The organism is Cupriavidus pauculus (assembly GCF_008801835.1).
Lineage (GTDB): Bacteria > Pseudomonadota > Gammaproteobacteria > Burkholderiales > Burkholderiaceae > Cupriavidus > Cupriavidus pauculus.
In genome coordinates this window covers 271798-297998 of sequence record NZ_VZOW01000004.1, presented here as the reverse complement: position 1 = coordinate 297998, position 26201 = coordinate 271798, and the positions used below count along the sequence as shown (strand labels likewise).

Sequence of the window (26201 nt, the reverse complement as noted above, 5' to 3'; positions counted from 1 at the left end):
TCGAGTTTTGTCTCTGAAGCGCTTCCAATCAATGCATTCGATTTCAACTATTGCTGAGAAATTTTCAGTTATCGAGGGTTGTCGAGATGAGGGAAAACCCTCATTAGTCAGCGCCCTCCTGGCGCCGGTTGACCTCCCGATCAAGCCACGTCAGGAAGCGCTGAATCCGTGGCAAGTCGGCATTTTGGGCTGGATAGACCACGTGATGGCTAACAACTTCCACTGCGTATTGCTCTTCGAACACGGGAACCAACGTCCCCTTTTGAAGCATCACCGACGCCAGCAGTGAGCTCTCAAGCGCAACGCCAAGACCCAGCGCAGCCGTTTCAAGTGACATATATGAACGGTCGAAGGCGAAGTCGAAGTTCTTATGCATCGCGGGCACGCCGAACCGCGCAAACCACTGCTCCCACCGAATCAGGGGAGTTTCGGAGTTGATCAGCCGGCGTTGCACGAGGTCGGCGGGCTTTTGCACCGGATTCTTTCTCAGGTACTCGGGCGAGGCGAGCGGAAGAATCCGTTCATGGCGAAGCGTTTTGACCTCGAGGTCTCGCCAGTGCGCGTGGCCGTGCCGTACATCCACGTCATAGAAACCAGCGGTGAACGACACATCCTCATAGGAGCACGACAAGTTGATCTGTATATCGCCGTTGTCAGCCTGAAAAGACTCCAATCGCGGAAGCAACCACATCAGTCCGAAACTTGGGCTGGTGTGAACGCGCAGGATGTCGATGGCTGCAGGTGTGGAAGCACGCTCGGTTGCCCTATTGAGTTCTGCGAGAGCTCCGGTGATGTCCCGCAAATACTGCTCGCCCACCGGCGTGAGTACCAGACCTCGGCCTTGGCGAAAGAACAGCGGCTGGCCAATAGCGTCCTCCAGATTGGCCAGTTGATGGCTGACCGCTGAAGCAGTCAAACCCAATTCTTCGGCTGCCTTACTGACGCTTCGGTTGCGCGAAACGCTCTCAAAGGCAACGATGCTCTTCATTGGCGGGATGCGCATTGAGTTCCTTAGTAACGAGCTCTTCGGCCATTATCGCGCATCCATGCGTCCATCTTGGAAGGGGGGCCGGCGAAGTCAGCCGCTCTTCGCCAGTGACTGATAGACGTCGCGTAGGCGCCGTTGACATCGCCCGACTGAACGCCGGCGATGGCGCCAGCGTGCAGCGCCCCAGCTAACAGTTCGCCACCCCGGGACGGGCAAAACCCTCTTGGGAGTGCCATCCGCACAGGCCGCACCAGGCGATTCTTGACATTACGTGCATATGCTCCTATTCTTGCCTTAAGAGAGCATATGCTCTCATTTCAAAAAACGGAGCGAAACAATGAACCCACCTGACATTCTTGTAAGCGGTGCAACCGGACGCACTGGAGGCGCAGCCATCGACGAACTGCTCGCGCTCGGCAGACGCGTGCGGGCCTACGTCCGCACGGACGACGATCGCGCTGCCGCCTTGAGGCAGCGCGGAGTGGATATCGCTGTTGGCGATTTCACAAGTATTGACGCGATCCGCGCGGCGATGGAGGGCATCCGTTCGGCGTATTTCCTTCATCCGATCTCGCCAGGGATCATCAGCGCTGCCGCCTACTTCGCGCAGGCTGCGAAGGAAGCGGGCGTCGCGGCGATCGTCAACATGTCACAGATTTCTGCGCGCCGGGAGTCGGCAAGCCACGCCGCTCAGGATCACTGGATTTCCGAGCGTGTTTTCGATTGGTCGGGCGTTCCGACTACGCACCTGCGTCCCACTTTTTTCGCCGATTGGCTGGTCTACCCGCATTTTGCGAAGGAGATCTGGGCCAAGAAAAGAATTGAGTTCCCGTTTGGCCACGGCAGTCATGCGCCGATTGCCAGTGACGATCAGGGCCGAGTGATCGCCCATGTGCTGGCAGCGCCTGAGGCCCACGCAGGAAAAATCTACACGCTCCATGGCCCCGTCGAGATGGACCACACGGAAATCGCAGCAGCGATGAGCGAAGTACTTGGCGCTCGCATCGAATACACACCGACTTCGATCGAAGAGTTTCAGTACAAGATGGAGAACCTCTACAAATTCCCGCCGTTCCTCACCCAGCATTTGGTGGAAGTGGCGCAAAACTACCAAGAAGGAATTTTCTCCGGCACCAACGACGTTGTTGCGAGGATCACCGGTAAGCCACCGCTCTCGGTCCAACAGTACGTCGCAAAGAATCGCGCTGTTTTTGCATGAACGTTGTCCTGCAACGATTGGAGATGAACGTGTCCGATTCACGGAATGAACGTCACCCATTTCTGGATGATTTGACGGCAGACGCGGAGCTAGCAAGTTCCGTGTTGCGTGATCGCGTTGTAGGACGCGATGACATCAGGCTCCTGATCAATGCTGTTGGAGCTCTCTACGGCGGCTCCCAGACGCCAACGTTCCTTGAAACCAGCGACGTGCGGCTGGTGCTCGAATACGAGGCTGTTCTGAAAAGCGGCGAGAAGCTGAGCGCAACCGTCATCGCAGTCCGAAATGCCGATGGATCGGTGCCACGAGTCAGCGTACGAATGTCCCCGCTCGGTGCTGTCCTAAGCATCGCTACCCATCTGCGGGAAATGTTCTCGGAGCAATTTCCAGAAGAGATTTTTCTTTGATACCACGGGCGCGTTGGGGGCCAAGATATTCGCCTCCGATGGCTCGCACCAATCAAAAGGAGTTGTCATGGAAGTGAAAAACGCAACTGTCTTCATCACCGGCGCCAGCCGTGGCCTTGGCTTGGAGTTCGCTCGCGAGGCGGTTCGTCGCGGGGCGAAGAAAGTTTACGCTGGCATGCGCAACATCACCGGATTCAATGAACCAGGTATCTCGCCGATCCAGATTGACGTCACAGATAGAGCATCGATCGCCGCAGCCGCGAAAGTCGCCGCCGACACCACGCTTCTGATCAACAACGCCGGCATTGCCGCACTGATAGAAGGGCCTCTCGCGGTCGACACAGAGACCCAGTCCCAGCAGATGTTCGACACCAACTACTATGGCGTCGTGCGTGTCTCCCAGGCCTTCGAAGGGGTATTAACAACCAAATCACATGCGGCCATCATCAACGTCCTTTCCGACATTGTGTGGCTGCCGCGCCCCTATCTGACCCCGTATGCCGCGTCAAAGGCAGCGGCGTGGAGCTTCACGAACCAGCTTCGCTTTCACCTGAAAGAGCGTAACATCCACGTGCTCGGCCTTCACGTCGGCTTCGTCGATACAGACTTGACCAAGGGCATTGATGTACCCAAGGCGAGTCCGAATGATGTTGTTCGAAAGACCTACGACGCTCTAGCCGCCGGCAAGAGCGAAGTCATGGCTGACAAAGGCACTGCAGTCCTGAAGAGCACCCTTGCGGCCGAAGTGCCTGGGTATATCGTACCGCCGGACGGCGTGTAGACCGTCCCATGACGATTGCCGTGTGCACGCGTATCGTCCGTCGGCCGAGCCGAGTATCCGAGTGCCCCGGAGCCCGGCTCGGTGCAAGCTGCATCTAAACTTAATGCATGACTAGCCCAAATAGATAAGGAGTGGAACCGCGATGTCGGTGTTTGACCAGCCGCTTGGAATCGATCAGTGCAATTGCTTCGCCGCTAGGAAGGCAAGCAGGCAGATCTCGCGACTCTACGATAGCCATCTCGAACCGGTGGGTCTGCGCATTACACAATTCCTGACGCTTGCAGCATTGGACGAGGTGGGAAGTGCCCCAGTCAACGCGCTGGCCGAGAGGCTCGATATTGAGCGGACGGCGATGGGAAAGATGGTTGGCTTTCTCGAACGCGATGGCTTCGTGAAAATCAAGCCGTCGCCAACTGACGGCCGAATCCGACTGATCGAACTCACCAAAGACGGGCGACGGCTGCACGAACGAGCAGCCCCGCTCTGGCGAGCCGCACAACGCGAGTTCGAGGAACTAAACGGCGTAGAAAATGCGACCGCACTGCGTGAAGGGCTAAAAGCAATGGTCGTAGGCGATGTAAAGGAACACGCGGCCGGCGATTAAAATACGCGGGCAAGTAGTGGATACCGCCATGGCGTGACGTCATCCGCCATGTCAGCCAGGAAATGAATCAGTGCTGGCCCGCGGCTTTCGGACGAGCGCAGCAGCGCTTGGCATCGATGGGACGGTTGCGGCAGGCAGCCAACCCTGGCGTGCTCTTGCATAGCAGGCTGTTGACGGGCCACGCATACGTGAACCGCTGCTCGATCATGCACAGCTGCGCGCCAGCGATGTCGTTGAGCAGCATCGAATCGGTCGGCTCGATGACGGTGTTGTAGCCGCACGCCATCATCGCGTGCTTGACACCTTCGACATCGGTCCCTGGGCGAGTCCAGTACGCATAGGCGGGCGGCCGCACTAGCCGGCTCGCCAGCCGCGCCGGATCGAAATCGGGATCGGTTCCAAAGGTCTTGCCGCGCGGCACCCGGGCGCAGGCCATCCGCTCCGGAAAGTCGGCGCAGGCAATGCGCCGCCCTTTGTACAAGAAGCCGTTGTCGATCATGCACAGTTCGGCGCCGGCATAGTCATTGCCGGTCATGTTGACGCCATCATTGCTCGTAGCGCTGGCAAAGCCGCAATCGTGCATGGCGGCGCGCACGCCATCCTCAGTCACCCCCGTCTTTTCCCACATCGTGTACGCCGGCGGGTTCGGTTGAAAAGGCCGCGCGGTGCACGCGCCCAGCGCAAACAACACGATGACCAGCGCGGCTGTTCGCATTGGCTTCACGACGCATTGCGTCAGGTTGGCTCCAGGCATGGTGTCGACTATCGGTCTCGGATGCGGAATTCTAAGCGATGGCCACTTGCCATCCGTTCGCGCCAATATGTGCCGCACTTTTCTCGGCCAGATACGGTCATTTCCGTTCAGCGCCGCGAATGAGGTCTGGAATCGTGATGCTTAGCCCCCGCTCATGCGCCACGACCTTGCATGATTTCCTTGGCGATCGTGTTGCGCTGGATTTCGCTGGTGCCGGTCACGATCCGATAAAGCCGGAGGCGTCGGAAAATGAACTCGACCGGATGGTTCTTCGTGACCCCCACGTTGCCGTGAATCTGCACAGCCTTGTCGGCAATCTGGAAACAGGCTTCGGAGACGAATAGCTTGCACATCGACGCTTCCATGCGGACATCGATGCCTGCGTCGGCCTTGCGTGCGGCGGCCAACACCATGCTTTCGCAAGCGAACAGGCTGGAGGCCATGTCGGCAAGCATGTGCTGAATCGCCTGAAAGCGGATGATCGCCCCGCCAAACTGGCGACGCGTGTTGGCGTAGGCAATGGACAGGCGCAGCGCCTGGCGGGCCAATCCAATCATGGTCGGGCAGTGGAGCAGTCGATTCAGGCTGATGCGGTTCATCGCCAGCCGGAAGCCGTTGCCTTCTCCGCCGATGCAGTTGCGGCGCGGTACGCGGACGTGATCCAGGATGATGTCGGCATCCACGTACTGTCCCGTGATGGGCACGCAGGCGGTATCGAGCGTAACGCCCGGACTATCGAGATCGATGAAGATGGCGGAAATGCCTTCATTGCCTTTGTCGGGATCCGTCACGCACATGGTGAGGGCGTAGTCCGCGAATACCGAGGCAGTGATGAAGTGCTTTCGGCCCGTGACGATGTAATCGTCGCCGTCGACGACTGCGCGGGTCTGGATGCTCGCGGCGTCCGACCCCGAATTCGGTTCAGTCATGGCAAAGCAGGCGCCACGCTCGCCGGCGATCACGGGGTCGATAAAAAGCTTCCGCTGGTAAGGCGTGGCAAACCGGACGAGATTGCCCACGCGCGAAGGTCCGCCCCAGTCTCCCAGCACATGAGGAAACAGGATGGCCCCCGATGCGGCCACATCATCCTTGAGCTGGCACATTGCCTCCACAGAAAGGCCCTGCCCGCCTAATTCGACGGGCAACTGGGCTCCGTAAAGCCCCAGCTCCCGGCTGCGCCGCCAGATGGAACGGATCAGTTCGCGCGAGATCCGGTCTTCGTAACCGATGTTCTGCTCCCGCTCCCATGGAAGCAATTCGTCCTCCAGGTAGCGATGCAGCACGGCACGCAGCTCGCCAGGGTTGGCAGCAAGTTCTGGCATTTTTGACTCCTCTTCCGATCCTGACAGTGTTGACCGGGCAGCATTCCTCCCCCATGATCGGAACGTCAGTTTCGATAACGCGGCGGAATCAGATGAGGCTTGAGGATCTGAATTATTTTCTGGAAGTGGCACAGGCAGGCCACGTGGGACGCGCTTCGGAGAAGCTCGGCCAGAGTCAACCGGCGCTGACCAAGGGGGTGCAACGCCTGGAGCAGGAACTGGGAATACAGCTCTTCGAACGCAATGCCAAAGGCATGACGCTGACGTCCGCCGGGTCGGTATTCTTTGAACGCGTGCTGCAGGTGAGGTCCTCGCTCGACGATGCCATCAAGGAAGCCAACGACCTGCACCTTGGCAAGATCGGCCTGGTTCGCGTAGGCGTACCCGCTTCGATCCTGAGCATGTTTTTCTCGGAAGCCTGCACCGAACTCATCAAGCAGCGGCCTGCCGCCCATATCCAGATCTCCATCGGCCTCAACGATTCGCTCTACTCGTCGCTCCGCCTCGGCGACCTCGATCTGTGCATCGCGGCCCTGGCGCGCAAAGGCGATCCGGAATTCGAGCAGATCCCGTTGTTCGACGACGAACTCGTGGTGATTGCGCGGGATCGCCATCCGTTGTTGGACCGGCGCTCGCTGAGGCTTGCCGACCTGTGCGACTACTCGTGGCTACTGCCCAATACCAACGTAGTGGCGCGCCGACTGGTTGAGGCGCGCTTCGCCGAGGCTGGCCTGCCTGCCCCAAACGTGGCCGTGGAAACCAACTCGTCAGCGGCGGCCCTTCTGACGGTCATCCATAGCAGCGATCTGCTGACGGTGCTCGGGCGGCGCACGGTTGCGCAGACGCAGGGGCTGGCCATCCTGGAGATCGCTTCCGCGCGTTGGCAACGGTCCATCGGCGTGCTACGCCGCAAGGACGCCTACCAGTCGCCGCTGGCCGAGCGCCTGATCCAGATCCTGCTGGAACGTTCACAGGTCTATCGCGATACCTGAAGTTGCCACGGACAAACCCGCCTCACCTTGCGCCCTGCCGATTCCGTGGCGTTATCGGCAAAGCGCGCACCGCTATCGGCATGCACTGCGCCACTGCCTAGACTGGTCGCCCCATCCATCCACCGGAAAACATCATGAATCTGGGGCGATTCGTCGCGCGCAGCGCACAGTACTGGCCCGACCGGCCGGCCATTCTCTTTGCCGACCGCCGTATCACTTTTGCCGAACTCGACACCCGTTCCAGCCGACTGGCCAACGCGCTCCTAAGCCTGGGCCTGCAAAAAGGAGACCGCGTAGCCATCCAATCCTGGAATCGGCCGGAGTTGATAGAGCTCGAGGTCGCGCTGTACAAGAGCGGGCTAGTCAAGGTTGCGCTCAACGCACGGCTTTCCGATGACGAAGTGCTGGAGACACTGCGCAATGCGGAGCCCGCCGTGCTGATCAGCGGTCCGGCCCACGCCGAGCGCCTGCATGCCTTGGCCGATGCCGTGCCGTCCGTGCGCCGCCGAGTGCTGTTTGGTGGCACCGATCCGCGCTTTGTGAGCTATGAACAGATGCTCGCGCAAGCTTCTGATGTCAATCCCGACGTGGAACTGGCCGATGTCGATCTGGCCGTGCTTCACTACACGTCCGGCTCCACCGGCAAGCTCAAAGCAGCCATGCAAACCATGGGCAACCGCATGGCATCGCTGCGCAAGGTGCTGACCGGACGCATGCGCGTCAACCCCGGCGACGTGCTGGCGCTGGCGGGCCCCATTACCCACGCCAGCGGCATGTTCATCCAGCCGTTCCTGTCCCAGGGCGGCACCATCCTGCTGCACGAACGGTTCGATCCCGAAGCCTTCCTCGCGTCGGTGGCGACGCATCGTGTCACGCATACCTTCGTTGTGCCCACCATGATCAACATGCTGCTGGCAGTGCCGGACCGCGCGCGATTCGATCTTTCCACGCTGCGCTCGATGACCTACGGATCCGCTCCGATGGCCCCGGCACGCATCGTCGAGGCCTGGCGCGCATTCGGGCCGATCCTGTCGCAAGGCTATGGAGCAGGCGAGACGACTGGCGGACTGGTTGCACTGACTATCGACGATCATCGCGTGGCCATCGAGCAAGGCAATCCCGAGCGACTGGCTTCGTGTGGGCGTCCGTTCAGCGAGGCGCGCGTATGCCTGGTTGACGATGCCGGCCAGCAGGTACCGGCCGGCGAGATCGGCGAAATCGTCATCGCGGGCCCCGACGTGTTTGCCGGCTACTGGCGCGAACCCGAACTGACCGCCGCCGCGTTGCGCAACGGCTGGCTCCATACCGGCGACCTTGCGCGCGCCGACGACCGGGGCTACCTGTATATCGTCGACCGCAAGAAGGACATGATCATCTCGGGTGGTTTCAACGTCTATCCCGCGGAGATAGAAACCGTGCTGTATCAACACCCCGCCGTCTTCGAAGCCTGCGTGGTGGGCGTGCCCGACCCGGTCTGGGGCGAAAGTGTCAAGGCGGTAGTGGTGCTGCGCGATGGCGTTAGCGCGCAGGCCGACGACCTGATCCAGCACTGCGCCGAACGGCTGGCCGACTTCAAGAAGCCGAGGTCTGTCGACGTGGTGGCCGAGCTGCCGAAGAACGCAAATGGCAAGCTGTCGCGCAAGGCGGTACGGGAAATATTCTGGAAAGACCAGGACCGGCGCGTAGCCTGAGTCCTCTTGTGGAATCCGCAATGACAAAGACCCCGCGCGAGCGGGGTCTCTTCGTTGGCAGGCGTACGTATTCAGCCCATCAGCGTTTCGGCGATCTCGCGATGCAGGCGCGCATAGGGCACCTCGAACGGATGCGGTGACTGGCCCGGTGCCGCGCCGAAGTGCGCGATCACGACATCGGCCACTGGCGATACATAGAGGCGCTGTCCGTACCGGCCTTGCGCCGAAATACCCTGCAAGCGGTCGTGCGACAGATAGAAGTAGTTGCGATAGGAGCCGCCCGGGTAGGCCGCAGCAAAGCGGCTTTCCGCGAACAACGCTTTGTCGCCGCCAGCGCGGATATCGGCCAGCACGGCCTCAGGGATGATGCGCCGGCCGTTGAAGAAGCCATTGCCGCGGATGGTTTCTCCAAAGCGCGCCAGATCGCGCAGCGTCAGGCTCAGGCCGCCGGACGAAAACTCGGCACCCGTCTTGTCGACCGAGTAAAACCCATCGCGTTCGGTCGACATCGGCTGGAACAGGTACGTCGACATCAGGTCAGCGATCGATCTGCCGGTGACCCGTCGCAGCACCCAGGCCAGCGCCTCGGGCTGGCCGTTGTCGTAGTACAGCCGCTCGCCATGCCGCCCGGCAACCGGCTTCTTGAGCACGAAGTCGTAGAAATCGGTCGGGGATTCGGGCCGGCGCGGCAGCAATCCAAGCACTTCGAACACGCCACCGTCCTGGGCACCAAGCGCGGAGGGCCGGTCTCCCAGATTCGGCCGCACGATACCCGCCTGCATGTCCAGCAACTGCTGGAGCGTGGCGCCGCCCATCGCCGTGCCGCACATTTCGGGAACGTAGCTTTCCGCCGTGGCCGTCAGGTCCAGCTTGCCCTCATGCGCGAGGATGCCGGCGACAATGCCCAGGTAGGACTTGCTGATCGACGCGCTGCCGTGCCGCAGATGGGGCGCCATGCCGTGCAGGTAGCGCTCGAACACCACCTTGCCACGATGGAGCACCATGAAGGCGTCGATCTCCAAAACGCCGAGCACTTGATCGAGTTCCATCTCCGATCCGTCAGGCCCCGTAACCACCGTCGCACCATCGAGTGCGTCGCCCGGCGGCAACGCAGAAGGCGCAGCGTCGCCGCGCCAGATGTCAACGGTCGGCACCGACAGCGAACGATGGATCAGCGACCAGCGCAGCCACGGCAGCTTGAACCAGTTTGTTGGCCCGACGCGTGTTTCCGGGGCTGGCGGAAATCCGGCCATTACCTGCTCTTCGGGCACGGCATCGGTATGGGCCTGCAATGTCGTGACTTGTCCGTTCACTTGTGCGCTCATGTCTCTCAATCTCCAAATACACCCGAACGGCGCACTAGGTCGCCCCACGCGGCAACTTCGCTCTGAAGCTGCTGTTGCAGCTCGGCCGGTGTCAGCGGCTTCCAGCCGGACCACACCTCGTCGCGCTTGCGCGCCCACTCTGGCGTGGCATTGATCTTGTTGATCGACCGGTTCAGCGACGCGACGATGTCCGTCGGCGTGCCGGTCTTGGCCATGAACGCCGTCCAGCCGGTGCGCTTATAACCGTTGAAGCCGAGTTCGCGGAAGGTCGGGACATCGGGCAGATACTGCGAGCGATCGGCGCCGGTGACCGCCAGAATGCGCACCTGATTCTTTGCCAGCAGCGGCCGCAGGTTGAACGTGTCGAGCATGACGTACGAGATCTGCCCACGCAGCATGTCGATCAGCGCCGCGCCGGACGCCTTGTACGGAATGTGGGTGGCGTCGAGCTTGAAGTCGTCGCGGATCTGGAACCCGTACAGGTGCGATACCGATCCATTGCCCAGCGACGCGTAGTTCAGGGTGCCCCGCTGCTGCTTTGCCCAGGCCACCCATTCCTTGAACGTGCGCGCGGGGTTGGACGCCGGCACCGCAAAACCGATCGGCGCCGAGCCGGACAGCGCCACCGGCACGAAGTCCGACAGCGGCTTGTACGAGAGCTTGCGGAAGTACGACGGCGTGATAGTGAACGTGGCGTTGGCCAGCAGGAAGTCATAGCCTTCGGGCGGCGCGAGCAGCACGGACTGGGCAGCAATCTGCCCGGCGGCCCCCGTCTTGTTTTCCACGATCATCGGCGTGTTGCGGTACTCGTGCGCCAGCGATTGCAGGAAGTCGCGCAGCCGCAGGTCCACCGGATCTCCTGCGCCCGAGTACGTGACAAAGCGCACCGTGCGGTCCGGCCACTGTGCCGCCGAGGCGCGCAGGGGCAGCCCCAGGGCGCTAAGGGCGCTCAATCCCAGCAGGCCGCCGCCGGCCCCCGCGATGAAGCGGCGTCGATCCGCCGCGAAGTTCGATTCACTCATGCATGGCCTTCAGTGAGGATGGTTGGTGCGATCAGAAAACGTGCTTGACGCCCAGGCTGACGGAGTACCCTTGGTCACCGCTGCCCTGGTCGATCGGAATGGCGTTGATCGTAACGCTGCCACCTGGCGAGTTACGGATGTAGGCCACGCGGCTATACAGCATGGTCCGGCGCGACAGCGAATGATCCACGCCGAAGGCCATGCCCAGCGGCCGCTCGGTCATGCCGACCACCACGCGCTTGAGCGCCGCGAGCTTGATCGTCCATGCCGGCGTGGCAACCCAGTCCATCGTCAACGCGTAGTAGCGGGCCGCCGCGGTGGACGCGATTTGGCTCGCGCTGTAGCCGAAGAAAGCGCCGAGTTCCACCTTCCTCGCGATGTTGTAGGTCCCGCCAACATAGTGGGTCCGTGTCTGGCCCTGCGGGATGGCTGCCGTCGCCGGCTTGTTGGTGCTGGCCTGGAAGCCATACATCAGGTAGACCGGTCCGCGAAAGTACTGGACGTTCGCGCCGTAGGTGCTGGCCTGCTGCATCTCGCCTGGCACTTCGCCGAACGCATAGGTGGCCGATGCGGTCAGCCCGTTCCAGTCTGGCGTGTTGTAGGTCACGGCGTTATCGACACGCGACGCGTAGGGTACGTAGCCCGTGCCCTGAGCGCTCGACTTGGCGACCAGCGTGAACGGCGACACCGCCGCGTTCAGCGAAAACGGGTCGAGCCGCGCGATAACGTAGAAGGCCGGCGTGTACTGCCGCCCCATGCGCACTTCGCCCCAGTTCCCTTTGAGGCCGACAAAGGCTTGTCGGCCGAATATCGATCCGTTGCCGAAGAACTCGGCCCCCGTATCCATCCGAAAGCCCGCTTCAGCAACGAAGATCGCCTTCAGGTTGCCGCCCAGGTCTTCCACACCGCGCATGCCAAACCGCGAAGCCGCCTGGCGGCCATCTTCGATGCGGGCCACGCTGCTAGACCCATGCGCGTACTCCACCGCCTGGTCGGCCACACCGTACAACGTTACGGACCCCGCATTTGCGGCGCCGGCGCCCAGCGCCAGCCCGCCAATGGCGAGTCGCTTCCTCCATCCTCTTCCCATTCCGCTTCCCCTCTTCTCAGATTTTTGTCGCGGGCCTCAGCGCAAAAGTTAGAGGAAGTTCGAGGGCGGAAGGATAACGGCAGCGGCTTGTCTGATAACGCAGCGGAATCGTAAGGCAGTCCGTCACACTTGAGCCCACGCGGATGCACCTTTCTCTGTTTTGTTTTAAACTTTCACAACTTTCTGAAAATTCAAAACAAGACAATGCAGCTCTCGCCCCTGATCCAGCGCTTTGTCCTCCACTTCGGTGAGATGGGCAGCCGCTGGGGGATCAACCGGACAGTTGGTCAGATCTACGCCCTGCTCTTCACTGCGGCGCGTCCGCTGAATGCCGACGAGATTGCTGAATCGCTGGGGTTTTCGCGCTCCAACGTCAGCATCGGGCTCAAGGAACTGGAATCGTGGAATCTGGTGAGGCTTTCGCACCAGCCCGGGGACCGTCGCGAGTATTTCTCCGCGCCTGACGATGTCTGGGCGATTTTCCGCACGCTGGCCGAAGAGCGGCGCCGGCGCGAGATCGATCCCACCCTGTCGATGCTGCGCGAGGTGCAGCTGGAGACGCCCCTGTCTGAGGACGATCGTCACGCGCAGGCGCGCATGAAGGAAATGTACGGTCTGATCCTGTTGGTCACCACATGGTTTGGCGACATGCAGAAGCTCGATGTGGCCACACTGGAAAAACTGATGCGCCTGGGCTCGCGCGTCACCAAGCTGCTGGACGTCAAGGACCGCCTGACCACTGCCATCGGCATGGGCGGCGCGGCCAAGGACAAGGAACGTGGGCGCGCGCCCGCCAAATCCGTCGCCGGCAAATCCCCCGCAAAGTCTGCCCGATCCCGCAAGGAGTAACCCGTGTTTGAAAGTGTCGATCCGGTGATACTGGCGCGCATCCAGTTCGCCGCGAATATCACGTTCCACATCCTGTTTCCGACGATCAGCATTTCGCTGGCGTGGGTGCTGTTGTTCTTCAAGCTGCGCTACAACAAGACCGGTGATGAAAGCTGGATGGACGCGTATCGCGTCTGGGTGAAGATCTTCGCGCTGACGTTTGCACTCGGCGTGGTAAGCGGGATCACCATGAGCTTCCAGTTCGGCACGAACTGGCCCGGCTATATGGAGACCGTCGGCAATATCGCCGGGCCGTTGCTGGCCTATGAAGTACTGACCGCGTTCTTTCTGGAAGCCACGTTCCTCGGCATCATGCTGTTCGGAATGCGCCGCGTCAGCAATCGCGTGCACACCATCGCCACGCTGCTGGTGGCGGGCGGCACCACGCTGTCGGCGTTCTGGATTCTGGCGCTGAACTCGTGGATGCAAACCCCGGCCGGCTTCGAGATGATCGATGGCCGCGCGCACGTTACCAGTTGGCTGGCCGTCATCTTCAATCCGTCGTTCCCGTATCGGCTGGTGCACATGCTGCTGGCCTCTGGCCTGACCGTGGCGTTCCTGGTGGCCGGTATTTCGGCGTATCGCTGGCTGCGCAACGACCGCAGCCGCGAAGTCCTCCATTCGCTGCGCACCGGCGTCACGCTGGCGGCAATGTTGATTCCGCTGCAGATCGTCGCTGGCGACCTGCACGGCCTGAATACGCTGCACCATCAGCCGGCCAAGATCGCCGCGATGGAAGGCATCTGGAAAACCGAAAAAGGTGCGCCGGCGGTGCTGTTCGGACTGCCCAACGCCACCACGCGGTCAAACGATTTTGAAATCGCCATTCCCAAGCTCGCCTCGCTGTATCTGACGCACGCCATCGATGGCGAAATCCGCGGTATCGATGCGTTCGGTGACCGCCATCCGCCCGTTGCGCCGCTGTTTTTCGCCTTCCGCATCATGGTGGGCGTGGGACTGCTGATGCTGGCGGTGTCGTGGCTCGGCGCCTGGCAACTGCGCCGCCGGGGCGCGCCGTCGACATGGCTGGCGCGCGCGCTGGTAGCCATGACGTTTTCCGGCTGGATCGCGCTGGTGGCCGGCTGGTATGTCACCGAAATCGGCCGTCAGCCCTATCTGGTCTACGGCGTGCTGACCACCGCGCAGGCGGCCTCCAAGGTGCCCGCCACGATGATCGGCAGCACGCTGGCGATGTATCTGTCGCTGTACCTGCTGCTGATCGTCGCCTATGTCTCGGTGGTGTTCCACCTGGCCCGCAAGGCGGGCATGACCAAGCAGATCGACTTGTCACCCGCAGGTTTGCACCCCGCGCATGCCGCGGACACCGGGAGCGCGCAATGAACCCATCTTCGATTCACGACCTGAGCCAGCCCGCAGGCTGGATGCCGCTGGTGTTCATGGCGCTGATGGCCCTGTCGATGCTGATCTATGTGATCCTCGACGGCTACGATCTTGGCGTGGGCGTACTGCTGCGCCGCGCCGACGACGCCGACAAGGACACCATGATCGCGTCGATCGGCCCGTTCTGGGATGCCAACGAAACCTGGCTGGTGCTTGGCGTGGGGCTGCTTCTGACGGCGTTTCCGCTCGCGCACGGCGTCATCCTGACCAACCTGTATCTGCCGGTGGCGCTGATGCTGGCGGGCCTGATCATCCGCGGCGTCGCGTTCGACTTCCGCGTCAAGGCGCGCGATCCGCACAAGCCTTGGTGGAATTTCGCGTTCTATGCGGGATCGCTGCTGGCCAGTTTCTCGCAGGGTCTGATGCTGGGCCTGTATATCACCGGCTTCCGCTACGATCTGCCCAACCTGCTGTTCGCCGTGGCGGTGGGCCTGTGCCTCGTCGCCGGATACTGTCTGCTGGGCGCCTCGTGGCTGATCATGAAAACCACGGGCAATTTGCAGTTGCGCGCGATCTACTGGGCGCGGCGCAGCCTGTGGCTCACCGCCATCGGCGTGGCCGCGATCTCGGTCGTCACGCCAATGGTCAGCGCGCGCATCTTCGAGAAATGGTTCACGCTGCCCAACATCATCGTGCTGGCGCCGATCCCGCTGCTGACGATGGCGCTGTTCGTGGTGATCGAGCGATTCCTGCGCCGCATGCGCGATCTGCACGCCAGCGGCAACGATCGCTGGTGCTGGGTGCCGTTCGCCGGCACCGCGGTGATCTTCCTGATGGCGTTCAACGGCCTGGCGTACAGCCTGTTCCCCTATCTGGTGGTGGACCGCATCGATATCTGGCAAGCCGCCAGCGCGCCGGAATCGCTGATGGTGATCCTGATCGGCGCGGCCGTCGTGCTGCCCACCATCCTCGGCTACACGGCATACGCGTACCGCGTGTTCTGGGGCAAGGCCACCGACCTGCGCTACGACTAAGCCGACGTCACGACGCCCGGACGCCCGCCGGCCGGCATGGCCGCGCCTGCGGGCGGAAATAGCGGATCTTTGGGCGTCTCTTCCGTGCTTTGGCCGGGCCGGTCATCCTGCAACATGCTCGGGTAACCTGACCTGACGACCCACCATGCCAAAGTCCACCCGAGCCGTCTCCCCCTCCCTGACCGACGCGCAACAGCGCGAGCAGGACATCGCACTCGTGCTGCAGGCCGCCGTCGCGCAGCACAAGGCCGGCGAATATGGCGACGCACAGGCGCTGTACGAGGTCATCCTCAACGCCGCGCCGCAGCAGGCGGACGCCCGATTCGGCCTGGCGATGCTGATGGTGCAGACCGGCAAGCCGGCCGAAGCGCTGCCGCATTTCGAGGCGGCGCTCGACGCCAATCCCGATCACGCCGACTGCTGGGTCCACTACCTGAACGCACTGGATCAGTTGGGCCATTCCTCGGCAGCCTGGATCGCCGCGGGCATCGCGCAGAAGCGTGGCATCGACAGCGAGGCATTCGTGCAGCAACTGGCAAAGCTGGCACCTCCGGTGCAGTTCACCGCCGCGCCCGCGCCGAAACCGCGCGCGCGCCGCGCTCCGCGCAAGACAGCCGCCCCGGCCGCAGACGTGATCGATACCGTTGCCGCCGTCGCCGACGATGCAGCCGCGCCGGCAGCCAAGCCGCGCGCGCGTCGCACCGTGCGCAAGGCTGCGCCTGTCGCGCTGGAAGCCTGATCGTTCACCCCGTCGCCGCGCGGTCCTGCGCGGCGCGGATCGGGAAAGTGCGCAGAGCGTGTCAGGGTGTATGCTGGCGACAGCCAGTAATCGCCCCCAAGAATCTTGTCCGCTTCTCCCAAGTCTCCTCCGGAATCCCCTGCCGAGGCCCCAGCCGGATCCTCGCGCGCAGCCTCCCGTGATGCCTCGCGCGAGCCTGCGCAGCAACCTGCGGCCGGCGTGTCGGGGCCGTTCTTGCAACGGCTGCGCGGCAGCGTCGGTGCGCAAGTGCGCGCCCTCACGCGCAGCAACTCCGGTCTGACGCTCGACTACGACAATCCACCGGGAGACCCCGGCCTGTTCGGGCCCGATGCGGTCTGCTGGCGCGTGCATGCGGATTTTCCGGCGATGCTGGCCGGCGGCGTCAGCGCGCTGCTGTTGCAGGCGCTGCACCCGCGCGCGCTGGCGGGCGTCTGGGATCACTCCACTTTTCGTACCGACATGCAGGGCCGGCTGGGCCGCACCGCGCAGTTCATCGCAGGCACCACTTATGGCAGCCGCGACGACGCGCTCAAGCTGATCGACCGCGTGCGCCGCATCCACGCATCGGTGCGCGGCACCGCGCCCGACGGGCAGCCTTACGCCGCCGACGATCCGGACTTGCTCACCTGGGTGCATGTGGCGGAGGTGTCGAGCTTCATGGCGGGATACCTGCGCTATGTCGGGCCGCTCTCGCAGGCGGAACAGGACCGCTATTTCGCGGAAGAGGCGCAAGTAGCCGCGCTGCTGGGCGCGCCCGATGTGCCACGTTCACGGGCGGACATCGACCGCTATCTGGCTGCGCAACGGCCGCATCTCGTCAACAGCGAGCGCACGCGCGAAGTGGTGCGCTTGATCATGGCGATGCCGGTGGCCAATCCGCTCCTGGTGCCGGCGGTGCGCACGATGGCCGACGCCGGCGTGGCGCTGCTGCCCCCATGGGCGCGCCAGATGCTGGGGCTGCACCGGCCGTCGCTGCGGCGCTCTCTGGCGCTGGCCGGCATGCAGGGACTGGCGCCAGCGTTGCGCTGGGCGCTCGGACAGGGCCTCGCAGCGCGCGCACGCCGGCGCGCCGGCGCGCGCTCCGCCGCGTGACATGCCCCGCGGCGCACCTCAGCCGTGGCAGTAAATACATAGCGCAGCACCCGTAACGACGGTCCGCCGCGCAGCGCTATTCGACCGCCGCAGCAGCCTTGGCCGCCGCGGCAGGGCTGCCGCGCAACGTTTTTTCCTTCAGCCGGATCACGAAGAACGGCGCGATCAACGATACGCCCGCGCTCATCAGGAACAGCACCCGGAATGCGCGTTCCGCCGCATTGCGCACGGCCACGGCATCGCCCTGATCGCTGACTTCCATGGCGCGCCGGAACATGCTCATCAGCACGTCCTCGCCGCCGCCAGCGCCGCTCACCGCCACGCCGCTATGGCGCAGCAGCGCGATCAGCACGGTGGTCAGCACGGCCACGCCGACCGCGCCGCCCAACATGCGCGAGAACGCGGTCAGCGCAGTGGCGATGCCAACCTGCTGCGGCGGCACGGAATTCTGCGTGGCCACCAGTCCGCTGGGCAGTTGCAGGCCGATCGACAGGCCCAGCACGATCATCACCAGCGCTGCCGGAATCACCGCGTGCGGCGGCGTAAAGGCCAGCGCCACGATGGCGACCGGCGCCACGACGCAGCCGGTCATTTGCAGCGGCTTGTACCGGCCGCTCCACGACATCAAACGTCCCGAGATATAGGCGCCGAACGGAATCGCCAGCGTCAGCGGCACCAGACGCAACGCGGCCGTGTCGGCCTGGGCGCCGCCCACCACCTGGAAGCGCAGCGGCAGCAGCACCGACATCGCGATCAACTGGAAGAAGCACAGGAATAGCGTGAGGCAACAGATGGCCACCGTGGGCACGCCCAGCATCGACAGCGGAATCACCGGATCGCTGGCGCGCCGCTCCTGCCACACAAACAGCGCCAGGCCGATCAGCCCTGCAGCCAGCAGTCCGATCGTCTGCGGCTCCAGCGGCGCATGGCCCTGTCCGAGCCGCGTCAGAAACACCAGCACGCCGGACAGGCCGCCGCCAAACAGCAGCGCGCCGAGGTAATCGATCTGGTGGCGGCGGCCGCTGACGGGCAGATGCCGCAGCGCGCGCCGCACCACGACCAGCGCCAGCAACGACAGCGGGATGTTGATCCAGAAAATCCAGCGCCACGACAGGAAGTGCGCCAGATAGCCGCCGATCACCGGACCCGCCATGCTGGCCACGGCCCACACGCCGCTGACGTAACCCTGGTACTTGCCACGCTCGCGCAGCGGCACCACGTCGGCAATGGTGGCCTGCGACACCGAGATCAGCCCGCCTCCGCCCAGCCCCTGCAGGATGCGCGCGACGATCAGCATCGGCATCGTGGTGGACAGCGCGCAGGCAATCGACGCCAGCAGGAACAGCACGATCGAGAACGTCAGCACCGAGCGGCGCCCGAGCACGTCGGACAGCTTGCCGTAGATCGGCGTCACCACGGTCGACGCCACCAGGTAGGCGGAAATGACCCACGCCATGTCCTCGAAGCCATTGAGCTGTAGCGCGATGTCGGGCAGCACCACGGCGACGATGGACTGCTCGAGTGCGCCGAGCAGGATCGCCAGCATCAGGCCGAACAGTACCTGCATGACCGGCACATCGGCCGGAGGCGAATCGGGGGGAAGCTTGGAGGCGTGCGCTGCGGACATGGATGGCCTGCGTGGCAGATGACGACCCGCTTGCGGGTGCCCCTGCTCTTTATCGGTTCGAAGAGAGCCGACATTTTAGGCGAGCGCTGAAAACCGCGCTTGTCCGATTACTTGCTGCACTGCACGAAATGGCGGCGGCGCAACGGATCACGCGGCCCGCGCGCATGGTTTTGGGGATTTGCGGGGAATGCTGGCATGTTTCGCGGCGTTACCAGGAATTTCACGAGAATTCCCGGCGATTAGCGCCGACATCAATGCCACGCCCAAACTCAATCCGACGCACGGCAACAGGCGCGCACCGTGTTGCGCAGCCATCGATGCGCCGGATCGTCATCGCGGCGCGCATGCCAAGCCTGCTGGAACGCAATCGGCAGCAACGCCACAGGCGGCGCAAAAGCGCGCAGCGCCGCTTGCGCGGGCATCGCGGCCACAGTGCGCGCGGCCACGGTCAGAATCAGATCGGTGCCGGCCACCACGTCGAGCGCGGCGCTCCAGTGCGGCAGCACCAGCGCCACGTGGCGCTCCACGCCGGCCGTCGCCAGTTGCTGGTCGATCTCGTTTTGCACGTCGGGCCGCATCGCCACCAGCACATGCGGACGCGCCAGCCATTGCTCGCGCGGCAGGTCTCCGTGCGGCGGCAGCGTCGCGCGATCGGCCACGCTGGTATAGCGATCCTCGAACAGCGTGTCGGCAACGATATCGGCCGGGAGTTGCGGAAACACGCCGATGGCCAGATCGATTTCGCCATCGGCCAGTTGCGCAAGCATTGCCTCGCGGCTGGTCTGCACCACCGACAGGTCGATGCCGGGTGCATCGGCGCGCAAGGTGCGCACCAGTGCCGGCAGCACGATGCGCGCGCCATAGTCAGAAAGCGCCACGCGAAAATTGCGGCGCGCCTGCGCGGGATCGAAGGCGGGCGGGCGCAGCAGACCGTTGAGCTGGCCCAGCGCCGCATCGAGCGCCGGCAGCAACGCGCGTGCGCGCGTGGTGATCTCAAGCGTGCCACCGCGCCGCACCAGCAATGGATCGTCAAAAATCTCGCGCAGCTGCGCAAGCGCGTGGCTGACCGCGGGCTGGCTTCTGTGCAAGCGCACCGCCGCGCGCGTGACATGCCGTTCGGTCAGCAACGCGTGAAGGGTCAGCAGCAAGTTCAGATCGATACGGCGCAGCTCATCCATGCGGCGAATGTGTCGGGTACGGATTGCGAATTTCCCACGCGGGCACGGCACGGTCACCATGACCGGCATTGGCATCCAGAGAGGAGACTTTACATGAGCGCATCGCTTGCCACGCCGCTGGCATCCACATGGATCGCGCTGGGCATTGCCGTCTTGTCGGGCGCGATGATTCCGTTCCAGGCCGGCACCAATGCGATGCTCGGACGCGGGCTCGGGCATCCGCTATGGGCAACGGTGGTGTCGCTGGCGGTGAGCCTGGCCGTGGTCGCGCCCGTGTTGTGGGCGATGCGTGCACCGTGGCCCAGTGTGGCAGCGGCCTTGCACGGGCCGTGGTGGCAATGGATCGGCGGCGTGTTTGGCGTGATCTACATCACCGCCGCGTTGATCCTGGCGCCGCGCGTGGGCGCGGCGAATTTCATCGTCGGCGTGGTGGCCGGCCAGATGCTGGCGTCGCTGCTGATCGACCATTTCGGACTGGTCGGTTTGCCGGCGCGGCCCGCCACGCTGGCGCGCGCGGCCGGGCTTGGATTGATTCTGCTTGGCATGCTGGTCATGCAATGGCAGCCCACTCCACCCGCCGGTCGCGCCGCCCCGGTATCGCTGGGACCGCGCTGATGGCCGGAGACCGGCGCAACCGAATGGCGCGCGGCGAGCCCGGCCCGACTGTCCGACCCAACGCGCCGCGCCGACTCAGAACGTTTCCCAGTCGCCGGCGTCGGCCATCGCCGTACGCGCGGTCCTGGCGGGACTCGGTGCGGCCGAAGGACGACGACGGGCCTGCGTCGACAGCACCGGTTCCTTGCGCTGATGACCGACCGGCGCGCGCGGCTTGGCCGGCGCGGCGGCATGACGCGACAGCAGCGGCTCTGCCGCCGGCTTGCGTTGCACGGGCGGGCGCGCCGCGGCGGGCACGGCGGCCACGCGGGCGGTGCCAGGCTTGGCGGCGGCGCTTGCGGCTTGCGTCGCTTTCGTGCCGTTTGCTGCTTTCGTGCCGTTTGCCACCTTAGCGCCGCTCGCTGCGTTCGCTGCGTTTTTAGCGTGCGTGCCATTTGCTGCGTTCGGCGCCCTGGTCGCGGCGGCTGGCAAAGCGGCGACGCTCCTGGCGGCCGGTGCGGCAACCGGCTTTGCCAAGGCTTTCACCGCGGGGCGCGCGGCGATCCGTGCCACCGGGTCCGGTGCGTGCAACCGGGCAGGCGCCACTTGCGCGACGTGCTCGGACGGCGCTGCGACACGGCCACCATTGCCCAGATCGAATCGCGCCACTTCGGCCACCAGGCCGCTGGCCTGCTGCATCAGGCTTTCCGCTGCGGCGCTGGCCTGCTCCACCAGCGCGGCGTTCTGCTGGGTCACGCTTTCCATTTGCGTGATGGCATGGCTCACCTGTTCGATGCCGGCGGTCTGCTCTTCGCTGGCTGCGGAGATCTCTCCCATGATGTCCGTCACGCGCCGTACCGCGCCGACGATATCGTCCATGGTCTTGCCGGCCACTTCCACCTGTTTGGCGCCGTCCTGCACCTGACGCACCGATCCGTTGATCAGTTCGCCGATTTCCTTGGCCGCCGACGACGAGCGCTGGGCGAGACTGCGCACTTCGGCGGCAACCACGCTGAATCCGCGCCCCTGTTCGCCAGCGCGCGCCGCCTCCACCGCGGCATTCAGCGCCAGGATATTGGTCTGGAAGGCAATGCCTTCGATCACGCCGATGATTTCCGCCACGCGCGCCGACGACTTCGAAATGCCTTCCATGGTGTCCACCACGCTGCGCACCACGCGCCCGCCTTCGGTTGCCACATCCGATGCATTGACGGCCAGTTGATTGGCCTGGCGCGCGTTCTCGGCATTCTGGCGCACCGTCGAGGTCAATTGCTCCATCGAAGCGGCGGTCTGTTCCAGCGACGCAGCCTGTTCTTCGGTGCGTTGCGAAAGGTCCGAATTGCCCGAGGCGATCTCGCGCGCGGCCGTATCGATCGAACCGGCCGCCTGCTGGATGCCGCGCACCAGCATGCCAAGCTGACCGAAGGCACGTTCCAGCGCGCCGAGCATGCGGCCCATCTCGTCCTGGCTGCGCACGCGGATGGCATGGCCAAGCTGGCCGTGCGCGAGCGCCTCGGCCGCATCGAGCGCCTGGTTGGCGGGGCGCGTGACCGAACGTGTCAGGCCGATGCCGAGCAGCGTGGCGATTATCGCCGCCGCCACCGACAGCCCGATCAACAGATTGCGCGTGAACAGATATTGGGCGGACGCCGCTTCCACCGCTTCGGTGGCCATCTTGCGGCCCAGTTCGGCGATTGCGTCGAGCTTTTCGAAATACCCGGCCTGCGCAGCCGGCAGCGTCACGATCAGGCCCGCGCGCGCGCCGTCGAATTCGCCCGCGCGCATTTGCTGCATGACGAGGTCGAGCTGGCCGTTGTAGGCCTTGCGCGCCTCGATCAGTTCATCGAACCTGGCCTTGGACTCCGCGCTGCCCGATGCCTGCATGAACTTGCCCAGGTCGTTGAGCGTCGCGCCAACCTGTTCGCGGATCTTGCCGATCTTTTCGGCGTTCTGCGCGGCCAGCGCCGGATCCTCGGTCAGCGTGGCGTCGCGCACCATGATGCCGATCGCCAGCACGCGCTCCTTGGCCAGCTTCAGGTCCAGCACGCGCATCAGGCGTTGTTCCACCGCGTGGTGCATCGCGTCGTTCATGCTGCCGAGCGCCGACACTCCCAATGCGGCCACGCTGGCCAGCAGCACCACCACGACGCAGAATGCCAGCGACATTCGCGCGCCAATCCCCATCTTTCGCAAGCCCATCACTTCGTACCTTTCATTCGGTTCGGTTGTGTGCGTGCGAGCGGCATTCGAGCCGAACCCGGGCGTCGCACCGATCCGCTATCGGCGCGCGGCGGGCAAGCCTTGAGGGAAATAATGAATTGAGGGGGAAATTCGCTGTTCTTCCACAAATTGCCCAGGCAACGAATCGCTTCTAATCTGTCTCGTGCACTTCGATCCCGCCGCAAACGGCGGAAAGCACCAGGCAGATTTGAGGCCCGGCTTGCAGCGAAGGACGCGGGCTCAAAAAAAAAGAAGCCCACGCGCGGGATGCTCGTAGGCTTTCAGGACTGCTGTAAAAGGGCCGGCTGTACCCGACCCGAATGCCGAATATAAACCCGCTTACATGAGGTGTAAATCTCGTTTCTATCAGGGATTGCCCTGATGGTGGGCGTAAAAACATCAGCGGGTTAGTACCAAAAGTGACGCCTGACGTTACTTTTATCGCTGTCATCAAATAACGGACGATCGCCGCAAACCTTTAGCTGGCGCGGGTTGCAGCGATCTTCACAGGCGCGTCACCGACCAAATTGCAGCGAAGTGCTACATCAAGCACAAATATTCATCAACTGAATTTATAGAGCAAAGCCTCTAGACGCTGGCAAGCCATCGATTCGTCAATGCTTGTAAAACTTTGTTACTCTCCCGCCTGAAGTATTCCCCTTCTCTCCTGGCAGCGCCGACGCCCGCCAGCAGCTGCGCAGCGTCAAGCACTTTCGTGAAACGCCCGTCTGCTGCAATCATGTCGGCCCGTCCCTGTGCCGGTTCCGAGAGCGAATGTTTCAAAACTCGCCCCTGTCAGGCCGCCTCGTACGTCACTTTTAGTGCGACGGCGTTCGGATTACCCCATCATCGGACCGTTGTCAGCCGCCAGAACCCTTGCGGGCTCTTCCGGAGAAGTTGTGAAGAAGGAAATCAAGGCTCCCAGACCCAGCCGAAAGTTGCAGCAACTGCAGTTCGCGGCGCACAGCGCCAGCCGTGTGGCCGTCATCGTGCATTTGTCGAACGGCACGAAGCTCAATGGCATCGTGCTGGCGTCGGACAACTACATGATCCTGCTGGGCCGCAACGCGGAAGATCCCACGCCCACGCTGATCTACAAGCGCGCCATCACGGTGGTGACACCCGCGCATGCACCGGAGGAAACCGTGGCGATGGTCGATGCGCAAGCGTCGCCGGGCTTTGTGCGCATCTTCATTCCGCGCACCCGCAAGCGCCGCTGAAGCGCCCCGCCGGCCGTGCGCAGGGCCTGCGCCAGCCCGGCCCGCGACACCTGGCCACCTATCTATATAGGCGCGCGCCGTGCGCATACACCAGATCGGACTGCGCCCGCAACTCGCCCAAAGATCACTCTAAAGTCTTTCCACCCTCGGTCGATAACCCTTGCAACGGAGGCACTCTCGCCCTGCAAAGCAGGCAGCCAACGTTACGGCACCCGCCGGAATGCCTAAAACATTGCAAATAGGAGTCGTACCATGGCGCAAGTCATTAATACCAACTCGTTGTCCCTGATGACGCAGAACAACCTGAACGCGTCGCAATCGTCGTTGAACACGGCGATCCAGCGTCTGTCGTCGGGTCTGCGCATCAACAGCGCAAAGGACGATGCAGCCGGCCAGGCCATCGCCAACCGTTTCACCGCCAACATCCGCGGCCTGACCCAGGCTCAACGTAACGCCAACGACGGCATCTCGCTGGCGCAAACGACTGAAGGCGCGCTGACCGAAGTCAACAACAACCTGCAACGTATCCGTGAACTGTCGGTGCAGGCTGCTAACGGTTCGAACTCTTCGTCGGACCTGCAATCGATCCAGGACGAAATCGCACAACGTCTGGCTGAAATCGACCGTACGTCGGCACAAACCGACTTCAACGGCGTGAAGGTTCTGTCGGGCGCTGCCAAGCCGCTGACGATCCAGGTTGGCGCCAACGACGGCGAAACGATCTCGATCAACCTGTCGGAAATCTCGTCGAAGACCCTCGGCCTGAACGGCTTCAGCGTTGCTGGCAAGGTGAACACCGCCGCCACGCTGACCGACGTGCAGAACTCGCAAACGGCCGCCGACAAGGCTGCCGCTGGTCTGCCGGCCAACACGTACCAAGTGACGACGGCCAACACGGCCGCCACGAGCAAGAACGTTCTGTCGAAGCTGAGCGACGGTGACACCGTTGCAGTCGGCGGCGGCAGCACCTACACGTACGACGCCAAGGCTGGCAACTTCAAGTACACCGCCAACGTGGCCGCTGCTGGCCTGGCTGCCGAAGCCACCAAGCTGACCCCGGCTACGGGCACGAACTCGGCCGTGTACACGAACACCGCCGGTGCTTCGACCAGCTTCGAAATCGACACGGCAGGCAAGATCACCATCGGTGGCGCCGCTGCTTACCTGGACGCAGATGGCAACCTGACGACCAACAACGCCGGCGGCCTGACGCAGACGGACATCGGCTCGGTGCTGACCGCCGCTGCTGCCGCTGCTGCTGGTGTTGGCAGCGTTGCAGTGGGTGGCACGACGTACAAGTCGGACGGCGCACGTGGCCTGGACTACAACACGACGGCTACGTCTGACCAAGTTGAAGCTGCCCTGACGGCCGCTGGTGCCAACAGCACCGTGACGTTTGCTCCGGGTTCGCTGATGTCCGGCACCGCCACGCTGAACAGCGGTACGGGCGCATGGGACGTGTACACGGATTCGACCGGCGCGCTGACCAAGACCGCCAGCTTCACCACGAACTACGCTGTCGACACGACCACCGGCAAGGTGACCGTGGCTGCTGGCGGTACGGCTCCGAACAACGCCGACAACGTTGGCAAGGCTGCCTACATGGACGCCAACGGCAAGCTGACGACCGCCACGATCAGCGCCGGCACCTCGACGTCCGACCCGCTGGCCGTGCTGGACAAGGCCCTGTCGACCGTCGACAAGCTGCGCTCGTCGCTGGGTGCTGTGCAGAACCGTCTGGATTCGACGATCTCGAACCTGGGCACCACGATCACCAACCTGTCCTCGTCGCGTTCGCGCATCCAGGACGCAGACTACGCAACGGAAGTGTCGAACATGACCCGCGCCAACATTCTGCAACAGGCTGGTACGTCGGTTCTGGCTCAAGCCAACCAATCGACGCAGAACGTGCTGTCGCTGCTGCGTTAATCACGCCGCAAGCTCCGCAGGAAACCGGGCCCTCGGGCCCGGTTTTTTGCCGGAGTGCTACGCAAGCGGACCGCCGCTTGCATAGCGCTTCATCCTGAAGGTTCCGCCGAAGTTCCGGCCCGC

Annotated in this window: 23 protein-coding genes; 14 read left to right on the top strand and 9 right to left on the bottom strand. The window is 63.5% G+C overall.

Going from position 1 to position 26201, the window contains the following annotated elements; all coding sequences use genetic code 11:
* Positions 1-103: 103 nt before the first annotated feature.
* A complete protein-coding gene (locus F7R19_RS07430; protein WP_061957952.1) occupies positions 104-1003 on the bottom strand; it encodes a LysR substrate-binding domain-containing protein in 900 nt (299 codons plus the stop codon).
* A 322-nt stretch (positions 1004-1325) separates the two neighbouring features.
* Here F7R19_RS07430 and F7R19_RS07425 point away from each other — a divergent pair, with 322 nt between their 5' ends.
* From F7R19_RS07425 to F7R19_RS07410, 4 genes are all read left to right on the top strand, one after another.
* On the top strand, positions 1326-2207 hold the full coding sequence (locus tag F7R19_RS07425) for an NmrA family NAD(P)-binding protein (protein WP_150979829.1): 882 nt from the start codon (positions 1326-1328) through the stop codon (positions 2205-2207).
* Positions 2204-2614: a hypothetical protein gene (locus F7R19_RS07420; protein WP_223506250.1), complete on the top strand. Its 411-nt coding sequence runs from the start codon at positions 2204-2206 to the stop codon at positions 2612-2614. The genes F7R19_RS07425 and F7R19_RS07420 overlap by 4 nt, the downstream gene beginning before the upstream one ends.
* 67 nt (positions 2615-2681) lie before the next feature.
* Positions 2682-3395 (top strand): SDR family NAD(P)-dependent oxidoreductase, encoded by a 714-nt coding sequence (locus tag F7R19_RS07415; RefSeq protein WP_061957951.1) that lies wholly within the window; start codon positions 2682-2684, stop codon positions 3393-3395.
* 142 nt (positions 3396-3537) lie between these two features.
* Positions 3538-3999, top strand: a complete 462-nt coding sequence (locus tag F7R19_RS07410) for a MarR family winged helix-turn-helix transcriptional regulator (RefSeq protein ID WP_061957950.1) — start codon at positions 3538-3540, stop codon at positions 3997-3999.
* Between the two features lie 67 nt (positions 4000-4066).
* Here F7R19_RS07410 and F7R19_RS07405 read toward each other — a convergent pair whose 3' ends face one another.
* Complete coding sequence (locus tag F7R19_RS07405; RefSeq protein WP_223506252.1) at positions 4067-4753, bottom strand: hypothetical protein; 687 nt, start codon at positions 4751-4753, stop codon at positions 4067-4069.
* A gap of 152 nt (positions 4754-4905) precedes the next feature.
* Complete coding sequence (locus F7R19_RS07400; protein ID WP_150979828.1) at positions 4906-6075, bottom strand: acyl-CoA dehydrogenase family protein; 1170 nt, start codon at positions 6073-6075, stop codon at positions 4906-4908.
* A gap of 92 nt (positions 6076-6167) precedes the next feature.
* On the opposite strand from F7R19_RS07400, the gene F7R19_RS07395 reads away from it, so the two are divergent.
* Both F7R19_RS07395 and F7R19_RS07390 read left to right on the top strand, forming a co-directional pair.
* Positions 6168-7067: a LysR family transcriptional regulator gene (locus tag F7R19_RS07395; RefSeq protein ID WP_170292564.1), complete on the top strand. Its 900-nt coding sequence runs from the start codon at positions 6168-6170 to the stop codon at positions 7065-7067.
* A gap of 134 nt (positions 7068-7201) precedes the next feature.
* Positions 7202-8758, top strand: a complete 1557-nt coding sequence (locus tag F7R19_RS07390) for an acyl-CoA synthetase (protein WP_150979826.1) — start codon at positions 7202-7204, stop codon at positions 8756-8758.
* Between the two features lie 71 nt (positions 8759-8829).
* On the opposite strand, the gene F7R19_RS07385 is transcribed toward F7R19_RS07390, so the two are convergent.
* The 3 genes from F7R19_RS07385 to F7R19_RS07375 are packed head-to-tail and all read right to left on the bottom strand — an operon-like array spanning position 8830 to position 12195.
* Positions 8830-10083, bottom strand: a complete 1254-nt coding sequence (locus F7R19_RS07385; RefSeq protein ID WP_150979825.1) for a serine hydrolase domain-containing protein — start codon at positions 10081-10083, stop codon at positions 8830-8832.
* Between the two features lie 5 nt (positions 10084-10088).
* Positions 10089-11105, bottom strand: coding sequence for a Bug family tripartite tricarboxylate transporter substrate binding protein (locus F7R19_RS07380; RefSeq protein WP_150979824.1), 1017 nt, complete (start codon positions 11103-11105; stop codon positions 10089-10091).
* Between the two features lie 31 nt (positions 11106-11136).
* Positions 11137-12195 (bottom strand): porin, encoded by a 1059-nt coding sequence (locus F7R19_RS07375; protein ID WP_150979823.1) that lies wholly within the window; start codon positions 12193-12195, stop codon positions 11137-11139.
* 204 nt (positions 12196-12399) lie between these two features.
* On the opposite strand from F7R19_RS07375, the gene F7R19_RS07370 reads away from it, so the two are divergent.
* The 5 genes from F7R19_RS07370 to F7R19_RS07350 all read left to right on the top strand — a co-directional run bounded on the left by F7R19_RS07370 (position 12400) and on the right by F7R19_RS07350 (position 17310).
* The gene (locus F7R19_RS07370) at positions 12400-13044 is read left to right on the top strand and encodes a GbsR/MarR family transcriptional regulator (RefSeq protein WP_061957943.1); all 645 of its coding nucleotides are present in this window, start codon (positions 12400-12402) and stop codon (positions 13042-13044) included.
* A 3-nt stretch (positions 13045-13047) separates the two neighbouring features.
* Positions 13048-14424 (top strand): cytochrome ubiquinol oxidase subunit I, encoded by a 1377-nt coding sequence (locus F7R19_RS07365; RefSeq protein ID WP_061957942.1) that lies wholly within the window; start codon positions 13048-13050, stop codon positions 14422-14424.
* The gene (locus tag F7R19_RS07360) at positions 14421-15458 is read left to right on the top strand and encodes a cytochrome d ubiquinol oxidase subunit II (RefSeq protein ID WP_061957941.1); all 1038 of its coding nucleotides are present in this window, start codon (positions 14421-14423) and stop codon (positions 15456-15458) included. The genes F7R19_RS07365 and F7R19_RS07360 overlap by 4 nt, the downstream gene beginning before the upstream one ends.
* A gap of 145 nt (positions 15459-15603) precedes the next feature.
* On the top strand, positions 15604-16197 hold the full coding sequence (locus tag F7R19_RS07355) for a tetratricopeptide repeat protein (RefSeq protein ID WP_150979822.1): 594 nt from the start codon (positions 15604-15606) through the stop codon (positions 16195-16197).
* A gap of 234 nt (positions 16198-16431) precedes the next feature.
* Complete coding sequence (locus F7R19_RS07350; RefSeq protein WP_170292563.1) at positions 16432-17310, top strand: oxygenase MpaB family protein; 879 nt, start codon at positions 16432-16434, stop codon at positions 17308-17310.
* A 76-nt stretch (positions 17311-17386) separates the two neighbouring features.
* On the opposite strand, the gene F7R19_RS07345 is transcribed toward F7R19_RS07350, so the two are convergent.
* Both F7R19_RS07345 and F7R19_RS07340 read right to left on the bottom strand, forming a co-directional pair.
* The gene (locus F7R19_RS07345; RefSeq protein ID WP_061957938.1) at positions 17387-18937 is read right to left on the bottom strand and encodes an MDR family MFS transporter; all 1551 of its coding nucleotides are present in this window, start codon (positions 18935-18937) and stop codon (positions 17387-17389) included.
* Between the two features lie 269 nt (positions 18938-19206).
* Positions 19207-20115: a LysR family transcriptional regulator gene (locus tag F7R19_RS07340; RefSeq protein WP_150979821.1), complete on the bottom strand. Its 909-nt coding sequence runs from the start codon at positions 20113-20115 to the stop codon at positions 19207-19209.
* Positions 20116-20208: 93 nt separating this feature from the next.
* On the opposite strand from F7R19_RS07340, the gene F7R19_RS07335 reads away from it, so the two are divergent.
* The gene (locus F7R19_RS07335) at positions 20209-20730 is read left to right on the top strand and encodes a DMT family transporter (protein WP_150979820.1); all 522 of its coding nucleotides are present in this window, start codon (positions 20209-20211) and stop codon (positions 20728-20730) included.
* Positions 20731-20805: 75 nt separating this feature from the next.
* On the opposite strand, the gene F7R19_RS07330 is transcribed toward F7R19_RS07335, so the two are convergent.
* Entirely contained in the window at positions 20806-22875 is a 2070-nt protein-coding gene (locus tag F7R19_RS07330; protein ID WP_249043144.1) for a methyl-accepting chemotaxis protein, read from the bottom strand.
* A 953-nt stretch (positions 22876-23828) separates the two neighbouring features.
* Between F7R19_RS07330 and F7R19_RS07325 the strand changes: the two genes are divergently transcribed.
* Together F7R19_RS07325 and F7R19_RS07320 are read left to right on the top strand one after the other, a co-directional pair.
* Positions 23829-24149, top strand: coding sequence for an RNA chaperone Hfq (locus F7R19_RS07325; RefSeq protein ID WP_150979819.1), 321 nt, complete (start codon positions 23829-23831; stop codon positions 24147-24149).
* Between the two features lie 252 nt (positions 24150-24401).
* Positions 24402-26078 carry a flagellin N-terminal helical domain-containing protein gene (locus F7R19_RS07320; RefSeq protein WP_150979818.1) on the top strand — a complete coding sequence of 559 codons (1677 nt, stop codon included), beginning with the start codon at positions 24402-24404 and terminating at the stop codon, positions 26076-26078.
* Positions 26079-26201 lie beyond the last annotated feature (123 nt).